This is a genomic window from Faecalibacterium sp. OM04-11BH (assembly GCF_003482185.1).
In the GTDB taxonomy this organism is placed as follows: domain Bacteria; phylum Bacillota; class Clostridia; order Oscillospirales; family Ruminococcaceae; genus Faecalibacterium; species Faecalibacterium tardum.
Map to the genome: position 1 here is coordinate 126,526 of NZ_QULS01000003.1, position 25,809 is coordinate 152,334.

22 protein-coding genes are annotated in these 25,809 nt (G+C 61.4%); 2 read left to right on the plus strand and 20 right to left on the minus strand.

Annotation, left to right across the window (positions count from 1 at the left end; all coding sequences use genetic code 11):
• Positions 1 to 6: 6 nt before the first annotated feature.
• The 4 genes from DXB44_RS04190 to DXB44_RS04205 form a co-directional block, all read right to left on the minus strand.
• Positions 7 to 1,926: an ABC transporter ATP-binding protein gene (locus DXB44_RS04190; protein WP_118657850.1), complete on the minus strand. Its 1,920-nt coding sequence runs from the start codon at positions 1,924 to 1,926 to the stop codon at positions 7 to 9.
• Positions 1,926 to 3,677 (minus strand): ABC transporter ATP-binding protein, encoded by a 1,752-nt coding sequence (locus DXB44_RS04195; RefSeq protein WP_118657851.1) that lies wholly within the window; start codon positions 3,675 to 3,677, stop codon positions 1,926 to 1,928. The genes DXB44_RS04190 and DXB44_RS04195 overlap by 1 nt, the downstream gene beginning before the upstream one ends.
• Positions 3,678 to 4,186: 509 nt before the next feature.
• Positions 4,187 to 4,669, minus strand: a complete 483-nt coding sequence (locus DXB44_RS04200) for a MarR family winged helix-turn-helix transcriptional regulator (RefSeq protein WP_118657852.1) — start codon at positions 4,667 to 4,669, stop codon at positions 4,187 to 4,189.
• Positions 4,670 to 4,831: 162 nt separating this feature from the next.
• Positions 4,832 to 5,701, minus strand: a complete 870-nt coding sequence (locus DXB44_RS04205) for a phosphoribosylaminoimidazolesuccinocarboxamide synthase (protein ID WP_118657853.1) — start codon at positions 5,699 to 5,701, stop codon at positions 4,832 to 4,834.
• 322 nt (positions 5,702 to 6,023) lie between these two features.
• Here DXB44_RS04205 and DXB44_RS04210 point away from each other — a divergent pair, with 322 nt between their 5' ends.
• Positions 6,024 to 7,463 carry a 6-phospho-beta-glucosidase gene (locus tag DXB44_RS04210; protein ID WP_118657854.1) on the plus strand — a complete coding sequence of 480 codons (1,440 nt, stop codon included), beginning with the start codon at positions 6,024 to 6,026 and terminating at the stop codon, positions 7,461 to 7,463.
• Between the two features lie 80 nt (positions 7,464 to 7,543).
• A complete protein-coding gene (locus tag DXB44_RS04215) occupies positions 7,544 to 8,590 on the plus strand; it encodes a glycerophosphodiester phosphodiesterase family protein (protein WP_118657855.1) in 1,047 nt (348 codons plus the stop codon).
• A gap of 86 nt (positions 8,591 to 8,676) precedes the next feature.
• Here the strand turns inward: DXB44_RS04215 and fabZ are convergent, their stop codons facing one another.
• The 16 genes from fabZ to murF form a co-directional block, all read right to left on the minus strand.
• Positions 8,677 to 9,147 carry a 3-hydroxyacyl-ACP dehydratase FabZ gene (fabZ, locus tag DXB44_RS04220; RefSeq protein WP_118657856.1) on the minus strand — a complete coding sequence of 157 codons (471 nt, stop codon included), beginning with the start codon at positions 9,145 to 9,147 and terminating at the stop codon, positions 8,677 to 8,679.
• Positions 9,148 to 9,150: 3 nt separating this feature from the next.
• Positions 9,151 to 10,389 carry a beta-ketoacyl-ACP synthase II gene (gene fabF / locus DXB44_RS04225; protein ID WP_118657857.1) on the minus strand — a complete coding sequence of 413 codons (1,239 nt, stop codon included), beginning with the start codon at positions 10,387 to 10,389 and terminating at the stop codon, positions 9,151 to 9,153.
• Positions 10,390 to 10,401: 12 nt separating this feature from the next.
• Positions 10,402 to 11,151, minus strand: a complete 750-nt coding sequence (gene fabG / locus DXB44_RS04230) for a 3-oxoacyl-[acyl-carrier-protein] reductase (RefSeq protein WP_117526405.1) — start codon at positions 11,149 to 11,151, stop codon at positions 10,402 to 10,404.
• On the minus strand, positions 11,148 to 12,080 hold the full coding sequence (gene fabD, locus DXB44_RS04235; protein ID WP_118657858.1) for an ACP S-malonyltransferase: 933 nt from the start codon (positions 12,078 to 12,080) through the stop codon (positions 11,148 to 11,150). The genes fabG and fabD overlap by 4 nt, the downstream gene beginning before the upstream one ends.
• The gene (locus DXB44_RS04240) at positions 12,077 to 13,144 is read right to left on the minus strand and encodes a nitronate monooxygenase family protein (protein WP_118657859.1); all 1,068 of its coding nucleotides are present in this window, start codon (positions 13,142 to 13,144) and stop codon (positions 12,077 to 12,079) included. The genes fabD and DXB44_RS04240 overlap by 4 nt, the downstream gene beginning before the upstream one ends.
• Positions 13,138 to 14,073, minus strand: coding sequence for a nitronate monooxygenase (locus tag DXB44_RS04245; protein WP_118657860.1), 936 nt, complete (start codon positions 14,071 to 14,073; stop codon positions 13,138 to 13,140). Before DXB44_RS04245 ends, DXB44_RS04240 begins: the two co-directional genes overlap by 7 nt.
• 149 nt (positions 14,074 to 14,222) lie before the next feature.
• Entirely contained in the window at positions 14,223 to 15,182 is a 960-nt protein-coding gene (locus tag DXB44_RS04250) for a beta-ketoacyl-ACP synthase 3 (RefSeq protein WP_118657861.1), read from the minus strand.
• On the minus strand, positions 15,179 to 16,138 hold the full coding sequence (locus DXB44_RS04255; protein WP_118657862.1) for an acetyl-CoA carboxylase carboxyltransferase subunit alpha: 960 nt from the start codon (positions 16,136 to 16,138) through the stop codon (positions 15,179 to 15,181). Before DXB44_RS04255 ends, DXB44_RS04250 begins: the two co-directional genes overlap by 4 nt.
• A 15-nt stretch (positions 16,139 to 16,153) precedes the next feature.
• Positions 16,154 to 17,011: an acetyl-CoA carboxylase, carboxyltransferase subunit beta gene (accD, locus tag DXB44_RS04260; RefSeq protein ID WP_097778494.1), complete on the minus strand. Its 858-nt coding sequence runs from the start codon at positions 17,009 to 17,011 to the stop codon at positions 16,154 to 16,156.
• 21 nt (positions 17,012 to 17,032) lie between these two features.
• Positions 17,033 to 17,260 (minus strand): acyl carrier protein, encoded by a 228-nt coding sequence (gene acpP / locus DXB44_RS04265; RefSeq protein WP_015537410.1) that lies wholly within the window; start codon positions 17,258 to 17,260, stop codon positions 17,033 to 17,035.
• Between the two features lie 497 nt (positions 17,261 to 17,757).
• On the minus strand, positions 17,758 to 19,236 hold the full coding sequence (locus DXB44_RS04270; RefSeq protein ID WP_118657863.1) for a UDP-N-acetylmuramoyl-L-alanyl-D-glutamate--2,6-diaminopimelate ligase: 1,479 nt from the start codon (positions 19,234 to 19,236) through the stop codon (positions 17,758 to 17,760).
• Positions 19,237 to 19,259: 23 nt separating this feature from the next.
• A complete protein-coding gene (locus DXB44_RS04275; RefSeq protein ID WP_118657864.1) occupies positions 19,260 to 20,831 on the minus strand; it encodes an FtsQ-type POTRA domain-containing protein in 1,572 nt (523 codons plus the stop codon).
• A 34-nt stretch (positions 20,832 to 20,865) separates the two neighbouring features.
• Positions 20,866 to 21,993: an undecaprenyldiphospho-muramoylpentapeptide beta-N-acetylglucosaminyltransferase gene (gene murG, locus DXB44_RS04280; RefSeq protein WP_118657865.1), complete on the minus strand. Its 1,128-nt coding sequence runs from the start codon at positions 21,991 to 21,993 to the stop codon at positions 20,866 to 20,868.
• Between the two features lie 55 nt (positions 21,994 to 22,048).
• Entirely contained in the window at positions 22,049 to 23,362 is a 1,314-nt protein-coding gene (locus DXB44_RS04285) for an FtsW/RodA/SpoVE family cell cycle protein (RefSeq protein ID WP_097778490.1), read from the minus strand.
• Positions 23,363 to 23,390: 28 nt separating this feature from the next.
• Positions 23,391 to 24,386 carry a glycosyl transferase family 4 gene (locus DXB44_RS04290; protein WP_118657866.1) on the minus strand — a complete coding sequence of 332 codons (996 nt, stop codon included), beginning with the start codon at positions 24,384 to 24,386 and terminating at the stop codon, positions 23,391 to 23,393.
• Between the two features lie 28 nt (positions 24,387 to 24,414).
• Positions 24,415 to 25,797: a UDP-N-acetylmuramoyl-tripeptide--D-alanyl-D-alanine ligase gene (gene murF, locus DXB44_RS04295; RefSeq protein WP_118657867.1), complete on the minus strand. Its 1,383-nt coding sequence runs from the start codon at positions 25,795 to 25,797 to the stop codon at positions 24,415 to 24,417.
• Between the last annotated feature and the right edge of the window lie 12 nt (positions 25,798 to 25,809).

The following is a 25,809-nucleotide window of genomic DNA, read 5'->3' on the forward strand; positions in this document are numbered from 1 at the left end:
AATTGCTTAGTTCTCGGCCAGATTACCGGTATAAAGCTGGTAATACTTGCCCTTTTTGGCGATCAGCTCGTCGTGGCTGCCGCGCTCGATGATGCGGCCCTGCTCCAGCACCACGATGCAGTCTGCATTGCGGACGGTGGACAGGCGGTGCGCAATGACAAAGCTGGTGCGGCCGTACATCAGGCCGTCCATGCCGCGCTGCACCAGCGCCTCGGTGCGGGTATCAATGGAAGAGGTCGCCTCGTCCAGAATCAGCACCGGCGGGTCTGCCACGGCTGCACGGGCAATGGCAAGCAGCTGGCGCTGTCCCTGCGAGAGGTTGGCACCATCGCCGGTCAGCATGGTGTTGTAGCCCTCCGGCAGGCGCTTGATAAAGCCATCGGCGTTGGCAAGGCGGGCGGCGGCGATGCACTCCTCATCGCTGGCCTCCAGCCGGCCGTAGCGGATGTTCTCCATCACCGTGCCGGTGAACAGGTGGGTGTCCTGCAGCACGATGCCCAGCGAGCGGCGCAGGTCGGCTTTTTTGATCTTATGGATGTTGATGCCGTCATAGCGGATCTTGCCGTCCTGAATATCGTAGAAGCGGTTGATCAGGTTGGTAATGGTAGTCTTGCCCGCACCGGTAGAGCCGACAAAGGCGATCTTCTGTCCCGGACGGCCATACAGGTTGATGTCATGCAGCACCGTCTTTTCCGGCACATAGCCAAAGTCTACGTCCGTAAAGGTGATATCGCCCGCCAGCTTGTGGTAGGTGGTAGTGCCGTCGTGGTGGGGGTGCTTCCACGCCCACAGGCCGGTGCGCTCGTTCGTCTCCACCAGCTGGTCGTTGCGGTCGTACTTGGCATTTACCAGCGTCACATAGCCCTCGTCGGTCTCGCTGGGCTCATCCATCATCTTGAAGATGCGCTCGGCACCAGCCAGTGCCATAATGACGCTGTTGGCCTGCATGGACACCTGACTGATGGGCATATTGAAGCCCTTGTTCAGGCTGAGGAAAGCCACCACGGTTCCAAGGGTCATGCCGCCAACGCCGCCCACGGCCATGGCTGCGCCTACCAGTGCACAGATGGCGTAGCTGATGTTGCCCAGCTGGGCATTGACCGGCATCATGATGTTGGAGAAGCTGTTGGCCTGCTTGGCGCTTTCCTTCAGCTGGTCGTTCAACTCACGGAAGCCGGCAAGGGTCTGCTGCTCATGGGTGAACACCTTGACCACCTTCTGGCCCTCCATCATCTCCTCGATGTAGCCGTTCACCTTGCCCAGATCCCGCTGCTGCTGGATGAAGTACTTGGAGGAGCTTTTTGCGATCTGCTTGGAGCAGAACAGCATCAGCGCCACCATGAGCATGGTAACGATGGTCAGCTGCCAGCTGAGCATGCACATGCTGAAAAACACCGATACGATGGTGATGACGCTGGACACCAGCTGCGGGATGCTCTGGCTGAGCATCTGGCGCAGGGTATCCACATCGTTGGTGTACACGGACATGATATCGCCGTGAGGATGGGCGTCAAAATACCGGATGGGCAGGCTTTCCATGTGGGTGAACAGCTTGGTGCGCAGATTGCGCAGCGTGCCCTGCGTTACGTTGACCATGATGCGGGCGTTGGCCCATGCGGCCAGAATACCCACAAGGTAGATGCAGCACATCCGCACCAATGCACCGGCCAGCGGTGCAAAGCTGGGGTTCTGCTGGCGGGTCATGGGGACGATGTAATCGTCCATCAAAGTCTGCAAGAACAGGCTGGCCTGCACATTGGCCAGCGCACTGACCACGATGCAGACAAGCACAAGGATGCAGTGGGGCAGATAGTTGCGGAACACCTCATCCATGATGCGCTTCAGCAGCTTGCCCGGGTTTTCCACCTTGGGGCGCGGCCCCCGTGCGCCCCGCGGGCCGGGGCCATGTACTTCTTTTACTGCCATTACTGCGCACCTCCCTGCTTGTCAAAATCGCCGCCGCCCTGCGTCTGGCTGTTGTAGACCTCCTGATAGATGGCGTTGGTCGCCAGCAGCTCTGCGTGGGTGCCCAGACCGTTGATCTGACCGTTCTCCAGCACCAGAATGCGGTCTGCATCCTGCACCGAGGAGATGCGCTGTGCAATGATGATCTTGGTCGTGCCGGGGATCTCCTCCCGGAAGGCCTTGCGGATCTTGGCATCGGTCGCGGTATCCACGGCGCTGGTGGAGTCGTCCAAGATCAGTACCTTGGGCTTGCGCAGCAGGGCGCGGGCAATGGTCAGGCGCTGCTTCTGACCGCCGGACACGTTGGAGCCACCCTGTTCGATCCATGTATTGTACTTATCCGGGAAGCGCTGGATGAACTCATCCGCGCAGGCCAGTTTTGCCATGCGGATGCACTCTTCCTCGGTGGCGTTGGCATCGCCCCAGCGCAGGTTATCCAGAATAGTACCGCTGAACAGCACATTCTTCTGCAGCACCATGGAGACCTCGCGGCGCAGCACGTCAAGGTTATAATCCCGCACGTCCACGCCGCCCACCCGCACGGTGCCGCTCTCGGCATCGTACAGGCGGGGGATCAGCTGCACCAGACTGGACTTTGCACTGCCGGTGCCGCCGATGATGCCCAGCGTCTCGCCGGGCCGGATGGTAAAGCTGATATCGTTCAGCACCGGCTGACCGCTGCCGTGCTTATACTTGAAGGTAACGTGGTCAAACTGGATGCTGCCGTCCGCCACCTGCTGCACCGGCTGCTTTGCCGGGGGCAGGTCGGTGTGCTCGTCCAGCACCTCCACGATACGCTTGGCAGAAGCGGCGGACATGGCGATCATGACAAAGGCCATGCTCAGCATCATCAGTGCCATGAGGATGTTCATGATATAGCCGAACAGGGCGTTCAGCTGGCCGGTGGTAATGGCACCGTGCAGCACATACTTTGCGCCGAACCAGCTCAGCGCGATGTTGCAGCCGTACACCGCCACCAGCATGGCGGGGTTATTGAAGCTCAGGCGGCTTTCCGCGTTGACGAACTGCTTGTACAGGCTCTCGCAGGCGGCGGTGTATTTTTCGTTCTCGAAGCCCTCGCGCACAAAGCTCTTGACCACGCGGATGGCAGAAACGTTCTCCTGCACCGAGGCGTTGAGGTTATCATAGTTCTTGAACACTCGGTCAAAGATGCGGAAAGTGGGGATCATGATGGCAGCCAGCACCGCCACCAGGAAGGCCACTGCCACCACGAACACCAGCGACAGCGGGCCGCCGATGACCACAGCCATGAACATGGCAAACACCAGATGCACCGGGGCGCGCACACACATGCGCAGGATCATCTGGAAGGCGTTCTGCACGTTGGTCACGTCGGTGGTCATGCGGGTGACAAGACCCGCCGTGGAGAATTTGTCGATGTTGGAAAAAGAGTAATGCTGGATATTTTCATACATGGCATCGCGCAGATTTCCGGCAAAGCCGGTGGATGCCTCGGCGGCATACTTGCCTGCCAGCACGCCCAGCACCAGCGCAATGGCTGCCACCAGAAAGGTAAGCAGGCCGTAGCGGATGATGGCGTTCATGTCGCCCTTTTCAATGCCCTGGTCGATGATAAAGGCCATGATGGTGGGCAGCAGCACATCCATAATGGCTTCCAGCGCAGCAAAGAGCGGTGTCTTGATCGAGGCGGCTTTATACTCGCCCAGATGCGACACAAGCTTTTTGATCATCTGAGTTCCCTCCTGTTGAATTTATTTGTTTGGTACAAAACAATTTTATACATAACAATTTAAATGTCAAGACGTTTCGTGAAATGTTCATAATTACTAATTTAACAAGCCCTTTTTCGGCGCTTTGACGGAAAAGGTGGGGTACCCCTTCCCCAAGGGACGAACCCTCTCAGTCATCGCTGCGCGATGCCAGCTCCCCCGAAGGGGGAGCTTTTTTGCGGCGGCGGGAAAGTTTTGGCTTAACCACAAAGTTTGCGGGCGCGCTCGCTCCCCGGGGGGGAGCTGTCGCGCAGCGACTGAGGGGCTTTGAATCGGCGGAGCCGAAAAAAACGGTTAAAAGATCTTCACGCCGAACAGGCGTGAATCTTCAGGTTTTTCCGGTGGAGCCCACCCCTTTGGGGTTAAAAGGGGCGAGCAGCCCCTTTTTCGTGGCTCCAGCGCGTCGAAATCGCTGGTGGTTTTCTGGTTCTCTTTTGCCACCAAAAGAGAACACCCCTCGGCAAGCATCGTTATTTTAATGCTTCCCGCAGCTTGTTCAGCAGCCGCAGCAGTTCTGCGTTCTCCTCCTCGGTCAGCAGTCCGGCCACATAATCGTCGGTCTGGTGGAAGGAAAGCAGGGTCTTTTCGTGCCGTTGGATGCCCTCCTCGGTCAAAACCAGCTGCTTGAGCCGGGCGTCCTGCGGCACGCTCTGCCGCCGGATGTAGCCCTTGCGCTCCATCAGCTGCAAAATGTTCGTCACCGTGGAGCGGGTGATGGAAAATTCCCGCTCGATGTCCCGCTGGAACACCGGCTCGTCCCGGTGGCGGTAAAGATACTCGATGATCCACCCGTGCATGGGGGTGGTCTGCTCTACCCCGTTGGCGCGGGAAAACTGGTTCAGCCTGCGGAAGATCAGGTTATCCACCCGGCGCAGCTGGGCGGGAATGACCTGCGGCCCATCCCACGGCGGGTCCAGCTTGCAGTGCTCTTCAATAGGGTGTTGTGTACACATAATGGTTTTCCTCTGTTTCGGTCAAATTGTTTGATGTGAAACTGTTTGATACAATACATATATTACTCATCTCCCCGCTCAATGTCAAGGGGCGGGGTGCAAAAAAGGCCGCTTCGGAAAATTTTCCGAAGCGGCCTTGATTTTTATGGATACGGGATACGCTTACAGCTTTTTGCCGGTCAGCAGCTCGTAAGCCTCCAGATACTTGGCAATGGTCTTGTCAATGACATCCTGCGGCAGGTCGTAGTTGCTGTCGGGGTTGGCCTTCAGCCAGTCGCGCACGAACTGCTTGTCGAAGGAGGGCTGGCTGTGACCCGGCTCGTAGCCCTCCAGCGGCCAGAAGCGGGAGGAGTCCGGGGTCAGCATCTCATCGCCCAGCACCACGTTGCCGTCCTCGTCCAGACCAAACTCGAACTTGGTGTCGGCAATGATGATGCCGCGGGACAGTGCATACTCGGCGCACTTCTTGTACAGGGCAATGGTGTAGTCCCGCAGCTTAGTGGCGTACTCCAGACCGTGGCCGGGGAACTTCTTCTCCAGCACGTCGATGCTCTGCTCGTAGGAGATGTTCTCGTCGTGGTCGCCGATCTCTGCCTTGGTGGAGGGGGTGTAGATGGGCTCAGGCAGCTTATCGGACTCCTTCAGACCCTCGGGCAGCTGGATGCCGCACACCTTGCCGGTCTTTTGGTAGCTTGCCCAGCCGCTGCCGGTAATGTAGCCGCGCACAATGCACTCGATGGGCAGCATGGTCAGCTTGCGGCACATCATGCTGTTGCCGGTGAACTGGGGCTGGCGGAAGAACTCCGGCATATCCTGCACATCCACGCTCAGCATGTGGTTGGGCAGCAGATCGCGGGTGTAATCGAACCAGAACTTGCTCATCTGGGTGAGCACGGTGCCCTTTTTGGTGACCTTGTTTTTCAGGATGACGTCAAACGCAGAAATGCGGTCGGTGGCAACCATGATCAGGCTGTCGCCATTGTCGTAGATCTCGCGGACCTTGCCTTCTTTGATGGGTTTGAACTCTGTCATAATCAAACACTCCATTTTCCATGTTCTCAGCAGCGCAGCAGCGCAGCGCAGTTCTTACCCTATTATTCTACCATACTGCCGCGCGGTTTAAAAGGAACAGAATAAAAGAAAAACAGGCAAGTTTTGTGTTTTTATCGTGAAAAGTGCGCAAAAAACAGCAGGAAATTTCGGCGTTTTGACGATAAAAGTCGTACTTTATCCCCAAATACACCCACCTTTGCAAAATGCAGTCATGGACAAGCGCCGCCGGTTGCGGTATCATAGTAGTATGAGTATATCTGCGCTCCGCAGGGGCGCAAAAGTAAACAAGGAGGTAAAGAGTATGGGCAAATTTCCCAAGGGCTTTTTGTGGGGCGGCGCTACTGCCGCCAACCAGTGCGAGGGTGCATGGCAGGCAGACGGCAAGGGTCTGGCTACGGTGGATGTGACCCCCTTCGGCCCGGACCGTTTTCCGGTGGCAACGGGCGATATGGAAATGCTGGGCTGCGATGACGCACATTTCTACCCCAGCCACGAGGCTATTGACCTGTATCACCATTATAAAGAGGATATCGCCCTGTTTGCAGAGATGGGCTTCAAGTGCTTCCGGCTGTCCATTGCATGGACCCGCATCCTGCCCAACGGCGATGACGCTCAGCCCAACGAGGCAGGACTGGCCTTCTACGACAGCATTTTTGACGAGTGCCATAAGCACGGCATCGAGCCGCTGGTCACCATCTGCCACTTTGACACTCCCATTGCCCTCATCAAAAAATACGGCGGCTGGAAAGACCGCCGCATGGTGGACGCCTACGTCCACTACTGCGAGGTGCTGTTCGACCGCTTCAAAGGCAAGGTGAAGTACTGGCTCACCTTTAATGAGATCAACATGCTGCTGCACCTGTCCTTTACCGGCGCAGGGCTGGTGTTCTACCCCGGCGAAAATGTGGAGCAGGTCAAGTATCAGGCTGCCCATCACGAGCTGGTGGCCAGCGCAAAGGCGGTAAAGCTGGCGCACGAAAAAATGCCGGACGCCATGGTGGGCTGTATGCTGGCGGCAGGGCAGTTCTACCCCCGCACCTGCGCCCCGGAGGATGTGCGGGCGGCGCAGGAGGCCGACCGGGACAACTACTTCTTTACCGACGTACAGGTGCGCGGCACCTACCCCGTGTGGGCTAAAAAACGGATGGAGCGTGCCGGGGTGCAGCTGTGCACCCAACCGGAGGATGACCGCACGCTGCGGGAGGGCACGGTGGATTTTGTATCCTTCAGCTACTATTCCAGCCGTTGCATCACGGTGGATAAGGAGCTGATGGCGGCAGAAAATGCGGAAGGCAACGCCGTGTCTGCATCGGTGAAGAACCCCTACCTGAAAGTCAGCGAGTGGGGCTGGGCCATCGACCCGGTGGGTCTGCGGGTGACCCTGAACACCATTTACGACCGGTACGAAAAGCCCATGTTCATCGTGGAAAACGGTCTGGGCGCAGTGGATACCGTAGAGCCGGACGGCTCCATCCACGACAGCTACCGCATCGACTATCTGCGGGCGCACATCGAAGAGATGGAAAAGGCCATCAACGAGGACGGTCTGCCCCTGATGGGCTACACCACATGGGGCCCCATCGACCTTGTAAGCGCCTCCACCGGCGAGATGAAAAAGCGGTACGGCTTTATCTATGTGGACAAGGACAACGACGGCAACGGCACCCTTGCCCGCAGCCGGAAGGACAGCTTTTACTGGTACAAAAAGGTCATTGCCTCGGACGGCGAGGACTTGGCTTGAGCAAGCGCCCCGGCACTGTTTGCGGTATGGCAGCGCCGGGGCGTAAACGTGTGAGGACGAACCGATAACGGAGAAAATTTATGACACCACAGATCATTGCACACCGCGGTGCTTCCTATCTTGCACCGGAAAATACCCTGACAGCCTTTAAAAAAGCCATGGAGATTGGCGCGGACGGCGTAGAGATGGACGTACAGCAGACCATTGACGCCGGGCTTGTGATCCACCATGACTATATGATCGATCTGCACACGGATATTTCCGGCAAGATCTACGATATGACCATGGGCGATCTGAAAGAGCTGGATTTCGGCAGCTGGAAGGACGCCATCTATCAGGACGAAAAGATTGCTACCTTACAGGAAGCCATGGAGCTGTGCAAGCAGATGCCGGAATGCACCGTGCATCTGGAACTGAAATCCACCATGGACAACGACCCGGACTTTGTGCCCCGGGTGCTGGAAGTGTTGCAGCAGACCGAGATGGTAGAACAGGTGATCCTTGTTTCCTTCAACCACGCGCTGCTGCGGCAGGCTAAGCAGCTGCTGCCCGAACTGCGGGTGGGTGCGCTGGTATACGGCGAGCTGGAAAGCATGCTGCTGCCGCCGCCCATCATCTGGAAGGATCTGGGACTGACCAACGGTATGGAGGACATGGAAGCCATGGATGCCGCCCTGCCGGAGAGCGCAGCCGACGAGGAAAATTGCAGCTGGATGACCCGCTGGATGAGCGATAAGGTAAGTATGCTGCGGGCAAGCTTTCCCGGCGAGAGCCTGAACGAGATCTACAAAAACCTGATGGCGCAGCGGGATCTGCCCGGCTACATCCGCAGTCTGGACTTTGTGCCGGAGTGGGTCAGCTGCGAGTACCACACCGCCTACAAAAACGCCGGTTTCATTGACAAACTGCACGAGATGGGCATCAAGGTGTCTTTGTGGACGGTGGATACGGAAGATTCCGTCCGCAGCCTGCTGCGCACCAGCGCCGATGCCTACATCACCAACCGCCCCGACCGCGTGCGGGAGTGGGTGGAGAAGGAGCAGGCGGCGACCGCCCCAACAGAAACCGCCACGGCAGAGTCTGCCCCCACTGCTGAAGCAGACGCCGGGACAGCCGCCGCAGAGTAAGCCAGCTTGGAATAAGCACAAATAACCCCAGCAAAAAAGAGATAGGCTTTCCCGAAAGGGATCGCCTATCTCTTTTTGCATTCATTTTATTCTGCTGCTTCGGTCAGCACAAAGGTCAGCTCTGCGGTGACAGCGCACTTGCCGTCCACCCATGCCGAGGCCTTGCCTACGCCCACAGCGCCGTGCTGCTGCACCAGCTCACAGTGGAGGGTGAGCACGTCCCCGGGGACGACCTGTTTGCGGAAGCGGGCACTCTTGATGCCGCCGAACAGCGCCAGCTTGCCCTTGTTTTCCGGCAGGCTCAGTGCCGCCACAGCGCCGGTCTGTGCCAGTGCTTCCAGCAGCAGCACGCCGGGCATGACCGGCTGTGCCGGGAAGTGGCCGTTGAAAAATTCCTCGTTGCGGGTAACGCACTTGCGGCCGATGGCCCACTGCCCCGGCTCGTAGTCCAGAACACGGTCCACGAGGGCAAAGGGGTAGCGGTGGGGCAGAATTTCTGCAATCTGCACACTGCTCAGGGTGTTGGCGTTTTCACGCACGGTACGGGGCTCTGCCATGGGTCAGCCCTCCCATCTGCGCAGGGCAATGCAGGCGTTGTGGCCGCCAAAGCCCAGACTGTTGCTCAGCGCATACTGCATAGCCTGCTGCCGCCCGGTGTTGGGCACATAATCCAGATCACACTCCGGGTCAGGCTGAGCGTAGTGGATGGTGGGCGGTGCAAACTGATCCCGCAGTGCCAGCGCAGTGAACACAGCTTCAATGCCGCCCGCACCGCCCAGCAGATGACCGGTCATGCTCTTGGTGCTGACCACGGTCATCTCCTTGGCGTGTGCGCCGAACACTGCGTGAATGGCAGCAGTCTCGCAGGCATCGTTCATGTGGGTGCCGGTGCCGTGAGCGTTGATGTGGTCCACCTGCTCCGGTGCAATCCCAGCATCCGCCAAGGTCAGCTTCATGCAGTCGATGGCACCTGCGCCGCCGGGTGCGGGCGCGGTAAAGTGGTAGGCGTCGCAGTTGGCACCGTAGCCCACCACCTCGGCATAGATGTGTGCCCCGCGTGCCCTTGCGTGCTCCAGCTCTTCCAGCACCAGCACACCGCTGCCCTCGCCCATGACAAAGCCGCCGCGGCGGGCGTCAAAGGGCAGACTGGCAGCGTCCGGGTCGGTGGCGGTGGAAAGCGCCTTCATGCTGGTAAAGCCGCCGATGCCCAAGGGGCTGATGCAGCTCTCCGCGCCGCCGCAGACCATCACCGACTCGTAGCCGTCCCGGATGCGGTGGAAGGCGTCGCCCACGGCATTGGTGCCGCCGGCGCAGGCCGTGACCGGACAGGTGCACATGCCCTTCAGACCAAAGCGGATAGCCACCTGTGCCGCTGCCATGTTGGCAATGGCCATGGGCACAAAGTAGGGGCTTACCTTCTCCATGCCCTTTTCCTCGCCGCGGGCGTGCTGCTCCTCAATGGTGGGCAGACCGCCGATGCCGCTGGACAGGATGACGCCGATGTCCTTGCCCTCGGCCTCGGTATCAAGGCCGCTGTCTGCAATGGCTTCGGCGGCAGCGCCCAGTGCCAGCAGGGTGAAGCGTGCCATCTTGCGGACTTCCTTTTTGTCCACCACGGTCGCGGGGTCAAAATCCTTTACCTCACCGGCCAGCTTGCACTTGAAGTCGGTGGTGTCGAACTGGGTGATGGGGCCGATGCCGCATTTACCGGCACGGGCTGCTGCCCAGCTGTCGGCCACATTGTTGCCCAGCGGGTTCACCGTGCCAAGGCCGGTGATCACAACTCTGCGTTTTTCCATAAGGGTTCTCCTTTACATTGCCATGCCGCCGTCCACACAGAGCACCTGCCCGGTGAGATAGCTGCTTTGTTCTGCGGCAAAAAACGCCACTGCCTGCGCCACGTCCTCCGGCTGGCCTGCGCGGCCTGCGGGGATGCCCTGCGTCATGCCGGTGCGCACAGCTTCCGGCAGCACGGCAGTCATGTCGGTGTCGATAAAGCCGGGCGCTACCGCGTTCACGGTCACGTTCCGCGCGGCCAGCTCCCGGGCAAGGCTCTTGGTCAGGCCGATGAGCCCCGCCTTGCTGGCGGCGTAGTTGGTCTGCCCGGCGTTGCCCCGCAGCGCCACCACGCTGGAAAGGTTCACGATGCGGCCATAGCGCTGGCGCACCATGCGGCGGGCCGCCTCCTTGCAGCAGAGAAAGGCGCTTTTCAGGTTGGTGTCCAGCACCGCTTCAAAATCCTGCTCGGTCAGGCGCAAAATCAGGTTGTCCCGGGTGATGCCCGCGTTGTTCACCAGCACATCTACCCGGCCAAAAGCCTCGGCGGCGGCATCGAACAGCGCCTTGCAGCCCTCGGCGGTGGATACATCCGCCTGCACGGTCACCGCCTGCACGCCCTCGGCGCGGCAGAGCGCTGCCGTCTGCTCCGCAGGCTCTGCGCCGTGGCAGTAGTTCACCACCACATTGCAGCCCTGCTTTGCCAGTGCCACGCACACTGCGCGGCCAATGCCCCGGCTGCCGCCGGTAACAATGGCGGCGCGGGTCAGCTTTTCTTCACTCATTCTGCATCCTTCCATGCGGTCAGCACCGCATCCAGCTGTTCCGGGGTCTCCACTGCGGTGCAGACCACCCCGGGCAGGGTCTTTTTCACAAAACCGCTCAGGGCGCTGCCGGGGCCGACTTCCAGAATGTGGTCCACACCCAGCTCGCCCAGACGGCGCAGGGTATCTTCCATGTAGACGCTGCTCTGCACCTGCTTTACCAGCAGCTGCGGGATGCTGTCGGTCTCGGCCTTTTCATGCCCCAGACAGTTGAACAGCACCGGCGTCTCCATGGTGCCGAAGGTCTCACCCGCAAAGCGCTGTGCCAGCGCATCCCCTGCGGGAGCCATCAGCTTTGTGTGGAAGGGGCCGCTGACCTTCAGCGGGATGCAGCGGCGGGCACCGGCTTCCTTTGCCAGCGCGGCAGCCTGCTCCACAGCGGCCTTTTCACCGCCGATGACCAGCTGCCCCGGGCAGTTGTAGTTGCAGATCTGCACACAGCCTGCCTCAGCCGCCTGTTCGCAGCAGGCAGACAGTTTTTCTCTGTCCAGCCCCAGCACGGCGGTCATGCCGCAGTCGAGGCCCTTTGCAGCCTCGGCCATAGCCTTGCCCCGGAAGGCGGTCAACTCGATGGCCTGCTTTGCGGTGAACACCCCGGCTGCCTGCAGCGCGGAGTATTCGCCCAGCGAAAGCCCCGCCAGATAGGCGGGCTTTACGCCCTTTTCGGCCAGCACAGCGGTCACGCCGCAGGCAAAGGCCACCATGCAGGGCTGGGTGTATTCGGTCTGATTCAAAACGCCGTCCGGGTCCTCAAAGCAGACGCGGTGCAGGTCAAAATCCAGCGCTGCGCTGTCAAAGGCCGCCCGGAAGGCGGGAGATGCTTCGTAAAATTCCTTGCCCATGCCGGGGTGCTGCGCACCCTGACCGGCGTAAAGTACGGCAAGCTTCATAAGTTCTGCCTCCATTCGGTCACAAGTTCGTCCATCAGCTCGCGCACGGTGCGCATCCGGTCCAGCCTGCCCACGTTTTCGCCGCAGAAAAAGAGCCCTTCCTCCACGTTGCCCTTCACCGCCTCGATGAGGGCGTGGGTGATGCAGTAGGGCACAGCGGCGGGGTCGCAGGTCTTGAGACACCGGGCGCAGTGCTTGGGCGGGAAGCGCTTGCCCTCGGCCAGCGCCTGCACCAGCGGGGTGTTCAGCGCGCGGCCGGGCATTCCCACCGGGCTGTGGATGATGCGCACATCCTCCGGCTTTGCGGCCAGCAGCACGTCCTTGTAGGTCTGGGAGGCGTCGCACTCGTAGGTGGGGATAAAGCGGGTGGCAAGCTGCACGCCCGCAGCGCCAAGCTTTGTAAAGTGTGCCATGTCGGCACCGGTGTACACGCCGCCCGCCACAAATACCGGGATGGCGTGGCCGTATTGCTCCTCGTAGGGTTTTACCTCCGCCAGCACCCCGGGCAGAATTTCGTCCAAGGTCTGGCAGCGGTCGGCCAGCAGGTCCTCCTCGGCAAAGCCGAGATGCCCGCCCGCCTTGCAGCCCTCGATGACCATAAAATCGGCGGTGCGGTCAAAGCCCTTTGCCCAGCGGCGCAGGATGAGCTTTGCCGCCCGGGCACTGGATACGATGGGCGCAATGGCTACCTCTTTGGTGCCCACGATGCCCGGCAGTTCCAGCGGCAGACCCGCACCGGAGACCACGGCATCCACCCCCGCCGCCACAGCGGTGCGGATGGCGTCGGCATAGTCCCGGGTGGCTACCATGGCGTTGATGGCCACCAGACCCATGCCTTTGGCAATGGCCTTGGCCTTTTGAATTTCTGCGGTCAGGGCGCGGTGATTGGCTGCCACCGGGTCGCGGGCAAAATCCGGCTCGCGGTAACCTGCATCGGCGGTGGAGATGCACCCCATGCCGCCGCAGGCTGCTACCGCACCGGCCAGCCCGCCCAGCGAGACGCCCACGCCCATGCCGCCCTGCAAAATGGGTACTTGCAGGGGCTTGCCGCCAAGGGTCAGCATTCGGTGTTCAGCGCGGCAATGCGCTGCCTCCCGCCCTGCCACAGGTCGGCAAGGATGTCCGCCACGGGGCGTACCTCGTGCAGCATTCCGGCCACCTGACCGGCCATCAGGCTGCCGCTTACCGTGTCGCCCTCAAAGACGGCGCGGCGCAGGCTGCCCAGCGTGTATTTTTCCAGTTCCATCTTATCCGTGCCCGCCTTTTCCTGACGGACATACTCCCGGCTCATGCGGTTTTTCAGCACACGCACCGGCGCACCCACGGTGCGCCCGGTGACGATAGTGTCACTGTCCCCGGCTTTGAGCAGCGCAGCCTTGTAGTTGGGATGAATGGGGCATTCCTCGCTTGCCAGCAGGCAGGTGCCCACCTGCACCCCGCAAGCGCCCAGCGCCAGCGCAGCCGCCAGCTGACGGCCATCGGCAATGCCGCCCGCCGCGATGACCGGCACGCTGACCGCGTCCACCACCTGCGGCACCAGCGCCATGGTGGTCATCTCACCCACATGACCGCCGCTCTCGGTGCCCTCGGCAATGACGGCGTCAATGCCCAGCGGCTCCAGATGCCGTGCCAGCACGGCAGCAGCCACCACCGGGATCACCTTGATGCCGGCAGCTTTCCACATGGAAACGTACTTTCCCGGGTTGCCTGCGCCGGTGGTGACCACGGCGACCTTTTCCTCCACCACGATCTGGGCAAACTCATCTGCCTGCGGGTGCATGAGCATGATGTTCACACCAAAGGGCTTGTCGGTCAGCTCCCGGCAGCGGCGGATGTTCTGGCGCAGGGTATCGGCATTCATGCCGCCTGCACCGATGATGCCCAGTGCACCGGCGTTGGAGCAGGCGGCGGCAAACTCGCCGGTGGCAATGTTGGCCATGCCGCCCTGAATGATGGGGTATTTCGTCCCCAAGATCTCATTTAAAAGTTTCATTGAAAAACCCTCTCAGTCAATGCCTTCCGGCATTGCCAGCTCCCCCGAGGGGGGAGCTTTTTTCTGCTTTTCTGTCAGTTTAACCTTTCCTTGGAAAGCACGCTGACCCTACCCGCCCATAAAGCTCCCCCTTCGGGGGAGCTGGCGCGTCAGCGCCTGAGAGGGTCATATTCCACGATCATGCCGCCCCATGTCAGGCCGCCGCCAAAGCCGATGCAGGCAAGGGTCTGGCCGGGGTGCAGCTGGCCGCTCTCAGCCAGCTCGTTCAGTGCCACCGGGATGCTGGCAGCACTGGTGTTGCCGTGGCGATCCATGTTTTTGTAGAACTTTGCACCGTCGGCGTGCAGCGCCTTGACGCAGTGGTCAATGATGCGGCTGTTGGCCTGATGACAGACCACCCAGTCCAGATTGTCCAGCGTAAGGCCGGTCTCGTCCAGCACGGTGTGCAGACATTTGGGCAGGGCATCCACCGCAAAGCGGAACACCGCCCTGCCGTCCATGCTGATGGGTGCCGAGCCTGCGCGGCTGGGGCCGCCGGCATGGATGGCGGCATCGCCCCGGGCGCCCAGCGTGATGGCAAAGGGCACCGAGGTGTCGGTCAGTTCAAACACCGCCGCACCGGCACCATCGCCGAACAGCACACAGGTGGAGCGGTCGGCGGGGTCCATCAGGCGGGAGAGCGCCTCTGTGCCGATGACCAGCGCGTACTGCCCGCCCAGCGTAGCCAGCAGGCCGCGCGCCACCGCCGTGCCGTACAAAAAGCCGGAGCAGGCGGCGTTCACGTCCAGTGCAGGGCGGTTTTCCGGCAGTGCCAGCGCCGCCTGCACCTGACAGGCCACGCTTGGGGTGGCATCCGGCGCGGAAAGGGTGGCGCAGACGCAGCAGGCAATGTCTGCCGGAGCAAGACCGCTGCGCTGCAGCGCCTGCTTTGCGGCGGCAATGGCCAGTGTGGCGGCGTTTTCGCCCTCGGTGCAGTAGTGCCGGGTACGGATGCCGGTGCGGGTGGTGATCCACTCGTCGCTGGTATCCACGGTGCGGCTCAGCTCTTCGTTGGTGACCGTGCGGCCGGGCAAAGCCCCGCCGGTGGCGATCAGACGCAAACCCTTCATGCTTTCCTCATTTCTCCGATCTGACGGAATTTCTGGTAGCGCTGCTCGGCCAGCTGACGGCCGTTCATGCGGGCAAGGCTGCGCAGCTGACGCCGCAGTGCCTCATCCAGATCACCGAACAGTACCCCGTGGGCGCGCTGTGCGCCGCCCACCGGCTCCGGGATGATCTCCTCCACGATGCCGTCCTTGTACAGATCCTGTGCGGTCAGCTTCATGATCTCGCAGGCTTCGCCGCTGCGGGAGGAATCCTTCCACAGGATGCTGGCAAAGCCCTCGGGGCTCAGCACCGAGTAGACGGCGTTTTCCAGCATCAGGATGCGGTTTGCCACACCCAGCGCCAGTGCGCCGCCGGAGGAGCCTTCACCGGTGACCACTGCGATCACCGGCACGGTCAGGCCGCTCATCTCCATCAGGTTGCGGGCAATGGCTTCGCCCTGTCCGCGCTCCTCGGCGTCCTTGCCGGGGTATGCGCCCGGGGTGTCAATGAAGGTGATGATGGGACGGTCAAACTTTTCGGCCTGCTTCATCAGGCGCAGGGCCTTGCGGTAGCCCTCCGGCCCGGGCATACCGAAGTTGCAGCGCAGGTTTTCTTCCAGCGTGCTGCCCTTGCGGTGGCCGATGACTGTGACCGGCTGGCCGTGGAACAGCGCCACACCGCCCAGAATGGCGGCATCTTCCTTGCACTGGCGGTCGCCGCACTGCTCAAAGAAGTCGGTGAACAGTGCATCCACGATCTCATCGATGTGGGGGCGCTCCGGGTGACGGGCCAGAAAGACCCTGTCCTCTGCGGTCAGTGCCCCGCAGCCGGACAGCAAAGCGTCCTCCTGTGCGGAAAGCTCTGCCAGCTCGGCAGCGTGGTTGGTGATATCGGTCATGTTCTCGTCCGCCGGGTCGCCGCGCAGGGCGGCGATCTTTTCATCCAACGGTGCGAGCTGTTGTAAGATGTCCTTGATCATAAGGCGCTCCCTCCCTCAGGCGTGCAGCCGCAGCAGCTGCGCCAGTGTTTCGCGCATCTCGGTACGGGGCACTACCTTGTCCACAAAGCCGTGCTCGTACTGGAACTCGCTGCGCTGGAAGCCTGCGGGCAGCTTTTCGCCGATGGTCTGTTCAATGACCCGGGGGCCCGCAAAGCCGATCAGCGCCCCGGGCTCGGCCAGCATAATATCGCCAAGGCTGGCAAAGCTGGCGGTCACGCCGCCGGTGGTGGGGTGGGTCAGCACGCTGATGTACAGCCCGCCCCGGGCAGAGAACCGCTCGATGGCGGCAGAGGTCTTTGCCATCTGCATCAGGCTGAAAATGCCCTCCTGCATCCGGGCGCCGCCGCTGGCCGAGAAGATAATCAGCGGCAGGTGCTTTGCTGTGGCGTGCTCCACGGCGCGGGTGATCTTTTCACCCACAGTGGTGCTCATACTGCCCATAAAGAACCGGCTGTCCAGCACTGCTGCCACCACCGGGGTGCCCTCAATGCGCCCCGTGGCGGTGATGACGGCTTCCTTCAGGCCGGTCTTGCCGGTCTGTGCTTCCAGCTTTTCCGGGTAGCCGGGAAACTGCAGCACATCCTGCGGGGCAAGGTCGGCATCCAGCTCCCGGAAGCTGCCCTTGTCAAGGATCAAGCTCAGGCGGTAGTACCCGCCGATGGGCAGGTGCACCCCGCAGTTGGGGCAGACGTACTGCGCCTTGTTCCAGATCTGGCGGGTGGCGCGGCGTCCGCACTTTTTGCATTCCACGAACTGCGGGTCGTTCCACACGGCACCCGCATCCCGCCGGGCTTTCAGCTGGAAGGTGCGCTCCCGCATACTGCCCGGCAGCAGGTCTTTGATACTGTTCATCGCGTTTCGCCTCGGTCAGCCTCAGACATGGGCATTGATGTAGTTGAAGATATCGCCCACGGTCTTGAGGTTTGCCAGCTCCTCATCGGGGATGGACACGCCGCAGGCCTCCTCCAGTGCCATGTTCAGCTCCACAGCGTCCAGGCTGTCGGCCTCCAGATCCTCGGTCAGGCTGGCCTCCATGGTCACCTTGTCCTCATCGCAGCTCAGGGTATCGACAACGATCTTCTTCATTTCCTCGAAAGTCATGGTAGTATTCTCCTTTATGTTTACTGCTTGTGTTTAATTATTTACCTAAAATTTATGAGGTATCGAACACGACCATTATAATCAAACCGTCGGATAAGTCAATGGTTTTAGTTAAAGATTTTTATCTTTTACATTTCTGACACAGTTTGCTTCCTTTTTATATAGGGGCTCCCAAAGGGCACAAAAAGGCCGCTGCACAGTAACCCTCTCAGTCAAAGCCTTTCGGCTTTGCCAGCTCCCCCGAAAGGGGGAGCTTTTTAACATCTACCGGTCAGCAGCAATAAAGCTCTCCCTTCGAGGAAAGACTTCCCCCGCTCCGGGGGAAGATGTCACCGCAGGTGACAAAAGGGGGAATCTGGCGCGCAGCACCTGAGAGGGTTCATTCTCGTGAAAAACAAATGAATCTTCAACAAAAATCCACGATTTCCCCATAAAAACAAAACACCGAAGCATCCGCAGACGCTCCGGTGTTCCTGAATCCAACTATTCTTTTTTGCTTATTCCAGCCCGATCTGCTGTGCGTATTCTTCCAGCAGCTCCCGCTCAAGGAAGGGGGTCTTGACGCCCTCGCGGTCGCGGTAGGTCTCGTGCCCCTTGCCGATGACGGCGATCAAATCGCCCTCCTGTGCGTGATCCACTGCGTAGTGCAGCGCATCCAGACGGTCGGGGATCTCCACGAACTTTGCGTCTGGGTTGCCCTTGTTCATGCCCTCGCGGATATCCGCAAGGATGTCCTCCACCTTTTCAAAGCGGTTGTTGTCCTCGGTGAGGATGGAGAAATCGGCCATCTTGGCGCAGATCTCGCCCATGCCGTAGCGGCGCAGCTTGGAGCGGTTGCCGCCGCAGCCGAACACCACCACCAGACGGTGGGGCTTGTAGGCGCGCAGGGTGGTAAGCAGGCTCTCGGTGGATACCTCGTTGTGAGCGTAGTCCAGCAGGATGGTGAACTTTTTGCTGATGGGCACCAGCTCCACACGGCCCTTCACCACGCACTTGCCCAGACCATCGTGGATGGCGGCATCCGGCAGACCCAGCACCTTGCCCACGGCCAGTGCAGCCAGCGCGTTGTACACGCTGAACTCGCCGGGCATATTCACCTTGACGTCCATCTCGTCCTTGCCGGTAACGTGGAAGGCAACGCCCAGAAAATCGTGGGTGCGCAGCAGTTTGTAGCCGGTCTCGCGGTAGTCGGCCTTTTCATCGCGGCCGTAGGTCACCAGCTTGCAGGTGTGGCCCTCCAGCAGGGCGGCGGTGTTCTCGTCATCGATATTCACCACGCCCACGTCGCAGCGCTTGAACAGCTGTCCCTTCCAGCTGCGGTACTCCTCAAAGGTCTTGTGCTCACCGGGGCCGATGTGATCCGGCGAAAGGTTGGTGAACACGCCCACATCGTAGTGCACGCCCGCCACGCGATCCATCATCAGACCCTGACTGGATACCTCCATCAGCGCGGTGTCGCAGCCGGCATCCAGAAACTCCCGGAAGGTCTTTTGCAGCTCGTAGCTTTCCGGGGTGGTGTTGGCGGTGTCCTTGTGGCGTCCCATATAGTAGATGCCGTTGGTGCCGATCATGCCCACCTTGCGGCCTGCGGCCTCAAGCACGCTTTTGATCATGTGGGTGGTGGTGGTCTTGCCCTTGGTACCGGTGACGCCGATCATGGTCATCTGGCGGGCAGGATTGCCGAAGAGGTTGGCGCTCATCAGCGCCATGGCATAGCGGCTGCTCTCCACCTTGACCACGGTCACCCCGGACAGAGCAGAAAGGTCGATGTCGTGCTGGATGACCAGCGCGCTGACCCCCTTGGCGGCGCAGTCGGCGGCAAACGCGTGGCTGTCCCGCTGGGTGCCCACGATGCACACGAACAAAAGCCCCGGGGCAGCCTTGCGGCTGTCGTAGATGATATCTGCGATCTCAGTATCCAGACTGCCCTGCACAAGGGTAAAGGGCACGCCTTCCATCAGTTGTTCCAGCTTCATACAGTCTCCTCCAAAAAGCTTCTTTACATGGGGTTTTCTTCTTCGTTGGCCGTCATACGGTCAGGGTGGGTCAGGGGCAGCTGCTCGGTGTCCGCGTCAGCTGCCGGTTCGGTGGTGTCGGCAGCATCCGCGCTTTCCGTGCTGTCCGTGCTGTCGGCGGCGTCCTCTGCCGGGGCGGGTTCCTCGACCTTAGGCGGCACCACATAGCCGGAGGGCAAAGCAGGCTCGCCCTGTGCAAAATAGATCTTGCGGGTGCTGCTGGCGCTGGTATGGCTGAAATCCAGCCGTCCGGTGTCGGTGGGGCCGCAGCCTTTGCCATCGGCGTTGGTCAGCACATAGCGGGCGCGGTCCAGCTTATAATCCAGATCGTTCAGCGTACCCAGCAGCACGCTGATGCGGTCCTGATACAAAAATGCAAGCTGCTCGGTGTCTGCCACTTCCAGCCGCGTCACATCCTGCGACAGGCCGTATTCCTCCAGCTTGCTGCGCAAGGTGCGCAGCGCTTCCATGCGGGCGGTTTCGGTGCTCACCGTGCTTTCACTTTCGGCGGTTTCCGACCCGGAGGCGCTTGCCGCGTCCGCATCGTCCACGAACCAGAAGCCCTGTCCCGGAGTGGTGTCCTGCAGCTTGCCGCCGTACAGGGTGCAAAGCCCCTCGGGCTGGGTGCTTTCCTCGGACAGGATCTTCCATTTGTCCGAGATCACAAGCCATTTATTGCCGTTTTGCACCGCGTAGGCGGGCACGGCCTCGGTCACCTGCACCACCACGGTGTTGGGGTAGTCCCGGATCACCTTGATGGAGCCCAGCAGTGGGAAATTCTGCTCCAGCACAGCGGCCTTTTCGCCGGGTTCAAAGCTGAAGATGTTCTCTTCCAGCTGCACGCCCATCTGCTGTAAAATGCTGTCTGCGGAGTAGCCCGCGATCTCAGTCACCTGCTTGCCGTCCGGGGTCTGCACCTGAATGGAGTTGATACGGAACAGCATGGTCATGGTCAGGTAGATGCCTGCGCCAATGACGCACAGCAGCATGGCAAAGGCGGTCAGGCGGCGCAGTATCCGGCGGCGGCGCAGGGTAGCGCGGGTCACCTTGCGCTTTTTGCGCATTTCCCGCCGGGCAGGGTTTTGCTGCGGGGCGCTTTGCGCCGGGCGCAGGCGCTGACCGTTGCCCGCCGGGTGCTGCCGGTTCGGGTGGTTCTGCGCGTTCTGGTTTTTCCGGCTGTTCTGCCCGCTGCGGGCATTGTTTGCCGGGCGGCGCTGCTTGCCGCCGGACTTCGCGTTTTTGGGTCTGCTGCCCGCCGGACGGCTGCCAGAGGGGTACTGGGTGGTATTGCTCCCCTGCCCCTGCGCCGGGCGGCGGGTCTGGGACTGGGTGGGGAACTGGATGCTGTTATCTGCCCGGGAGGAGCGCACACTGCCGTTGGCGCTGCGGGAGGGCGGGCGGCTGAGCGGCTCGCCGTTGTAGCCGTAGCGGCTGCTACCGGTGCTCCGGGGCGTATGATCCTGCGAAGGCGCAGAGGTGCGCGCTACATCCCGGTTCAGATCATAGGGTCTCGTGTTCCGGGGTCTGCCGTTGCGGTCACGGTTCTGCTGCATCATTCGCACCTTCTTTCCTGTTTATTCCACGTCTGCATCACGGGGTCTTGACCAGCTTGAGCAGCGCCGCAGTGATGCGGTCCAGACTGTCGTCCACCGACAGACTGTGGGCATTTTTGCCCATTTCGGCCAGCTTGCCGGGCTGTGCCAGCATAGTAGAAACAGTCTGCACCAGCTTTTCGCCGGTCAGGTCTTTTTCTTCAATGACCACAGCCGCCCCGGCCTTTTGCAGCTCCATGGCGTTGTAGTACTGGTGGTTCTCCGCCACATTGGGGCTGGGGATCAGCACAGCGGCGCGTCCCACGGCTTCCAGTTCGGCCAGCGTCAGCGCACCGGCGCGGCTGATGACGAGGTCTGCCGCAGCCAGCAGCTCCGGCATATTGTTGATGTATTCCTTTACCACAAGGCTGTCGCCGGGGGCAAAGCCCTTCTGCTTTTGCAGCTGCTCAAACAGCTGCACCCCATACTGCCCGGTGGCGTGCAGATGCAGCACCGGCTTGTGCTCGTGCTGCTCCCATGCGCACAGGTCTGCCACCACCTCGTTGACCCGGCGTGCACCCAAGCTGCCGCCGAAGGACAGGATGACGGTGCGGTCGCCCGCACCCAGCTGTGCACGGATGGCCTCGCGATTCGCGGCCTGTACAAACACCTCCGGTCGCACGGGATTGCCCACCACAAGGGTCTTGTCCGGTGCGCCCAGCTTTTCCACAGCGGCGGGCACGGCGGCAAACACGATATCCACATCCGGGGCCAGCAGCTTGTTGGTCACACCGGGGAAGGCGTTCTGCTCGTGCAGGGCGGTGTGGATGCCCATTTTGGCGGCGCAGCGCACCACCGGGCCGGACACATAGCCGCCGCAGCCGATGACAAGATCCGGCTTTACTTCCTTCATCATGGCCTTGGCCTTGGGGCCGGAGAGGGCCAGATTCCACAGGGTAATGATATTGCGCTTGATGTTGTGCAGACTGAGCTTGCGCTGAAACCCGGTGATCTCGATGTGGTGGAAGGGGTAGCCCGCCTGTGTGACCAGACGGTACTCCATGCCCTCCTTACGGCCTGCAAAGTGGATCTCGGCGGTAGGGTCAGCCTTTTTCAGAGCACCGGCAATGGCCAGTGCAGGGTTGATATGTCCGGCAGTGCCGCCGGCTGCGATGAGAACGCGCATGGTGATTCCTCCTTATAAACGCCCGGCCTGCGGCCGAGCGGGCTTGCGGTTTGTTTTACTGTTCTGTGCGGGCTGCGCGGGCAGAAGCCAAGTCAATGGTCTTGCGGGCAAGTTCTGCTTCCCGCTCAGCGCGGGCGGCTTCCCGCTGGGCACGCATCTGCTCCCGCTGCTGCGCCACCCGCTCGCCGTTGCGGCCTATGTTCACCATCACGCCCATTTCTGCCAGCAGCAAAATCAGGCTTGTGCCGCCGGAGGAGAAGAAGGGCAGGCTGATGCCGGTGTTGGGCAGGGTGTTGGTGACCACGGCGATATTGCAGAACACCTGCCACGCGATCTGTGCCATGATGCCGATGCCCACCATGGTGCAGTACAGGTTCTCGGCCTTATAGGCGATGAGTAACCCCTGCACGATGAACAGCACGAACAGCACGATAATGAGCACTGCGCCAATGAAGCCCAGCTCCTCGCACACCACGCTGAAGATGAAGTCGTTGGTGCTTTCCGGCAGCCAGAGTTGCTTTTCCACGCTGTTGCCCAGCCCCAGCCCCTTCAGCCCGCCGGAGCCGATGGCGTAAAGGCTCTGCACGGTCTGGTCGGTCATCTTGCTCAGATCCTGTGTCCATCCGTCCAGACGCTTTTGCAGGTAGGGGATGGAGTCCACATGGGAGAGCAGGGTCTCCAGCAGGGCGCCTGCCGTGATGGCACCCGCCCATGTCAGCACACCGCCGCTGCCGGACAGCAGCAGGATGGTGCCCACCACTGCCACCGTCAGCACGATGCCGGACATGTGCGGCTCCATCGCCAGCAGGATGACCACCGGTATAAGGGGCAGCACCGGCACCACCAGCTGCTTCCACACCCGCACCCGCAGCCACTCCCGGGGGGTAAGCAGGATGCGGCGCTCCGGGTCCAGCCGCTCCACCTGCGGCGCTTTTGCCGCAAGATGGGAGCTGAACAGGATCATTTCAAACTTTGCCACCTCGGAGGATTGCAGTGTAAGCCCGCCGAAGCGGATCCAGCGGCGGCAGCCGTTCAAAGGGGCCATGGTCAGGGTGACGGCCAGCATGGCCAGCACGATGATGTAGCCCGGCACCACCATCTTGCGCAAAAAGCGGTGATCCATATAACTCATCAGGAACATACAGGCCAGCCCGATCATCATGCACAGCGCCTGCTGCTTGATGTAGTGGAAGCTGTCGCCCATGCGCAGGTAACCGGTGGTGTAGCTGGCGCTGAACAGCATCACCAGCCCAAAGATCATAATAACAGCCAGCGTAGCCAGCCAGTCGATCAGCAGCCGGGACCACGGGCCCGGGTCTCGCTGGAACACCGACACCGGCGCTCTGTGTTTTTTGCGGATAGTCGCCATCTGCGCTCCCTTCCCTCTCTGTGCCCGGTCAGCACCAGCGCAGCAGCGCCAGCGCCAGCACATAGCCGACAGCGCTCAGCGCAAAGCTGCACAGGAACACCGTCTCCGGGCTCATTTTATGCTTTTTTACCCAGCAGCGCAAGGGCTTGCCGGTGCGCTTTGCACACAGCAGCTGCGCTGCCAAAAGACCGCCCGCCACCCAGAAGGGCAGCGCCAGCGGCACGGTCAGGCTGGTCATGTCCAGACTGAGCGGGATACAGCCGACAGCACCCGCCGCCAGCAGACTGCCGCAGCAGCCCACCCCCAGCCTTGCCGGAGGGAACGCCCACAGCCCCAGTGCCACCAGTGCCCCGGCCAGCGCTCCGGGCAGCACCGCCAGCCCGGAAACACCCAGACCGGCCTCTACCATCATCAGCGCCAGCATGGCCACAAAGGCCGCACCGCACACCGCGCCCTCGTCCCGCTCGGCAATGCGAGCGCACTCGGCCAGTGCCACCATGAGCACCGCCCACAAAAAGGGCACGGCGCTGCCCAGCAGCACATACCCCGCCCCGGGCACGCCCAGCCCCCGGGGCAGACAGCCCGCTGCCCGCAGCAGCAAAAGGACAAAGGCCGCAGCCAGTGCTTCCAGCAAAAGCCGCACGTCCCGCCGCAGCCCCAGCGCCGCCGGGCTGCGCATCCGGGCAAGGTCCTCTGCAAAACCCACTGCCCCAAAGGCAAGGCTCCCAGCCAGCGCCGTGAGCAGCCGCGTCATCAACCGGCCTTCGCTGCCCAACAGCTCCGGCTGGCCCACGCAGGCGGCAAGCCAGCCCACGCCCACCGCAGCCACCGTGCCCGCCGCAGCACACAGCCCACCCCACAGCGGGGCGCGCAGGGGTGCAGGCCGGGGCTGCTCAGACTGTACCGGCTGCTGCTGTTGTTCGCGGCGTTCCAGCACCCGCCGCAGCGGCACAAACAGGCTGCACAGGGCTGCCGTAAGGGCAAAGCCCAGCACCACCGCCGCTGCCAAGGCGAAACGCTCCATAGATCAGACACTCCATTTCGCCAAATAGTTATACTTCCGCTTCTTTATGCTCTGCGTAGAAGATATCCAACACTTTTTCCAGTGCCATGCCGTGGCTGGCCTTTACCAGAATGGCATCGCCGGGCTGCACCCGGCTCAGCAGGGCATCGGCAGCCTCGCGGTAGCTGTCCGCGTGCAGGGTCTCTACCCCCTTGGCCGCAGCCACCACAGCGGTGCGCTTGGCCTGCTCGCCGTAAGTGATCAGGCAGTACAGCCCGCTCTCGGCGGCAAGGCGTCCCAGCTCCTCATGTGCTTCGCGGCTCAGCTCGCCCAGCTCCAGCATATCGCCCAGCAGGGCAAAGCGGCGCTTGCAGGGGAAATCTTTAAACATCGCCAGCGCGGCCTTCATGCTGTCCGGGTTTGCGTTGTAGCAGTCCTCGATGACGGTCACGCCCTCGCTGTCCACCACCTTCTGGCGGCGGCCGGTCTGCTCAAAGTTGGAAAGGCCATGGATGACCTTCTTGGCGTCGCAGCCCAGACGGGTGGCGGCGCAGTAGGCAGCCAGAGCGTTTGCCACATTATGGCGTCCCATGGCGGGGATGTTCACCACAAAGGTGCCGTGCTCCTGATCTTCCAGCACAAAACTCATGCCGTCGGTCTCCTGCCGGATGGACAGGGCGCAGACGTCTGCGTTTTCATCGCTCAGGCTGAACCACACCGGGCGCACATGGGCGGGGAGCGCTGCCTTGCGCAGGAAGGGGTCGTCGTAGTTCAGCACCAGCGGTGCGCCCTCCGGCAGACCGTTGCAGATCTCCAGCTTTGCCTTGCAGATGTTCTCCTGACTGCCCAGATTGCCGATGTGAGACACGCCGATGCAGGTGATGATGCCCACATCCGGCCGTGCTGCCCGCGCCAGACGGTCGATCTCGCCCGCGTGGCTCATGCCCATCTCGATGACTGCGTACTCGGTGCTGCTTTCCAGCCGCATCAGGGTGCGGGGCATGCCCAGTTCATTGTTCTGGTTGCCCTCGGTCTTGATGGTCTCGCCAAAGCCGCTCAGGGCGGCGTAGGTCATCTGCTTGGTGGTGGTCTTGCCCACGCTGCCGGTCACACCCACCATTTTGGGGTGGTACTGGCTGCGGTAGTTTGCGCCCATCACCATCATGGCGTGGTAGCTGTCCGGGCAAAGGATGGCCTTTTCCTCTGGCACACCGGGCACGGGGTGGTTGACCACCACATACTCCGCGCCCTGCTCCAGCGCACGGGCGGCGAAATCATGGCCGTCGAACCGCTCGCCGGGGAAGGCCACAAAAATGCAGCCGGGTTTTACCTCGCGGCTGTCGGTGGTGACCAGTGCCACCTCCGGGTCACTGGTCAGTTTTCCGGCAGGCACCAGCCCTGCCAGAAGCTTGCTTGCATGGATCTTTTCCATTGTTCTATCCCC

Coding starts and splice junctions, on each gene's coding strand:
- DXB44_RS04190 (WP_118657850.1), bottom strand. CDS start 1,926: ATGGCAGTAAAAGAAGTACATGGCCCCGGCCCGCGGGGCGCACGGGGG.
- DXB44_RS04195 (WP_118657851.1), bottom strand. CDS start 3,677: ATGATCAAAAAGCTTGTGTCGCATCTGGGCGAGTATAAAGCCGCCTCG.
- DXB44_RS04200 (WP_118657852.1), bottom strand. CDS start 4,669: ATGTGTACACAACACCCTATTGAAGAGCACTGCAAGCTGGACCCGCCG.
- DXB44_RS04205 (WP_118657853.1), bottom strand. CDS start 5,701: ATGACAGAGTTCAAACCCATCAAAGAAGGCAAGGTCCGCGAGATCTAC.
- DXB44_RS04210 (WP_118657854.1), top strand. CDS start 6,024: ATGGGCAAATTTCCCAAGGGCTTTTTGTGGGGCGGCGCTACTGCCGCC.
- DXB44_RS04215 (WP_118657855.1), top strand. CDS start 7,544: ATGACACCACAGATCATTGCACACCGCGGTGCTTCCTATCTTGCACCG.
- fabZ (WP_118657856.1), bottom strand. CDS start 9,147: ATGGCAGAGCCCCGTACCGTGCGTGAAAACGCCAACACCCTGAGCAGT.
- fabF (WP_118657857.1), bottom strand. CDS start 10,389: ATGGAAAAACGCAGAGTTGTGATCACCGGCCTTGGCACGGTGAACCCG.
- fabG (WP_117526405.1), bottom strand. CDS start 11,151: ATGAGTGAAGAAAAGCTGACCCGCGCCGCCATTGTTACCGGCGGCAGC.
- fabD (WP_118657858.1), bottom strand. CDS start 12,080: ATGAAGCTTGCCGTACTTTACGCCGGTCAGGGTGCGCAGCACCCCGGC.
- DXB44_RS04240 (WP_118657859.1), bottom strand. CDS start 13,144: ATGCTGACCCTTGGCGGCAAGCCCCTGCAAGTACCCATTTTGCAGGGC.
- DXB44_RS04245 (WP_118657860.1), bottom strand. CDS start 14,073: ATGAAACTTTTAAATGAGATCTTGGGGACGAAATACCCCATCATTCAG.
- DXB44_RS04250 (WP_118657861.1), bottom strand. CDS start 15,182: ATGAAGGGTTTGCGTCTGATCGCCACCGGCGGGGCTTTGCCCGGCCGC.
- DXB44_RS04255 (WP_118657862.1), bottom strand. CDS start 16,138: ATGATCAAGGACATCTTACAACAGCTCGCACCGTTGGATGAAAAGATC.
- accD (WP_097778494.1), bottom strand. CDS start 17,011: ATGAACAGTATCAAAGACCTGCTGCCGGGCAGTATGCGGGAGCGCACC.
- acpP (WP_015537410.1), bottom strand. CDS start 17,260: ATGACTTTCGAGGAAATGAAGAAGATCGTTGTCGATACCCTGAGCTGC.
- DXB44_RS04270 (WP_118657863.1), bottom strand. CDS start 19,236: ATGAAGCTGGAACAACTGATGGAAGGCGTGCCCTTTACCCTTGTGCAG.
- DXB44_RS04275 (WP_118657864.1), bottom strand. CDS start 20,831: ATGATGCAGCAGAACCGTGACCGCAACGGCAGACCCCGGAACACGAGA.
- murG (WP_118657865.1), bottom strand. CDS start 21,993: ATGCGCGTTCTCATCGCAGCCGGCGGCACTGCCGGACATATCAACCCT.
- DXB44_RS04285 (WP_097778490.1), bottom strand. CDS start 23,362: ATGGCGACTATCCGCAAAAAACACAGAGCGCCGGTGTCGGTGTTCCAG.
- DXB44_RS04290 (WP_118657866.1), bottom strand. CDS start 24,386: ATGGAGCGTTTCGCCTTGGCAGCGGCGGTGGTGCTGGGCTTTGCCCTT.
- murF (WP_118657867.1), bottom strand. CDS start 25,797: ATGGAAAAGATCCATGCAAGCAAGCTTCTGGCAGGGCTGGTGCCTGCC.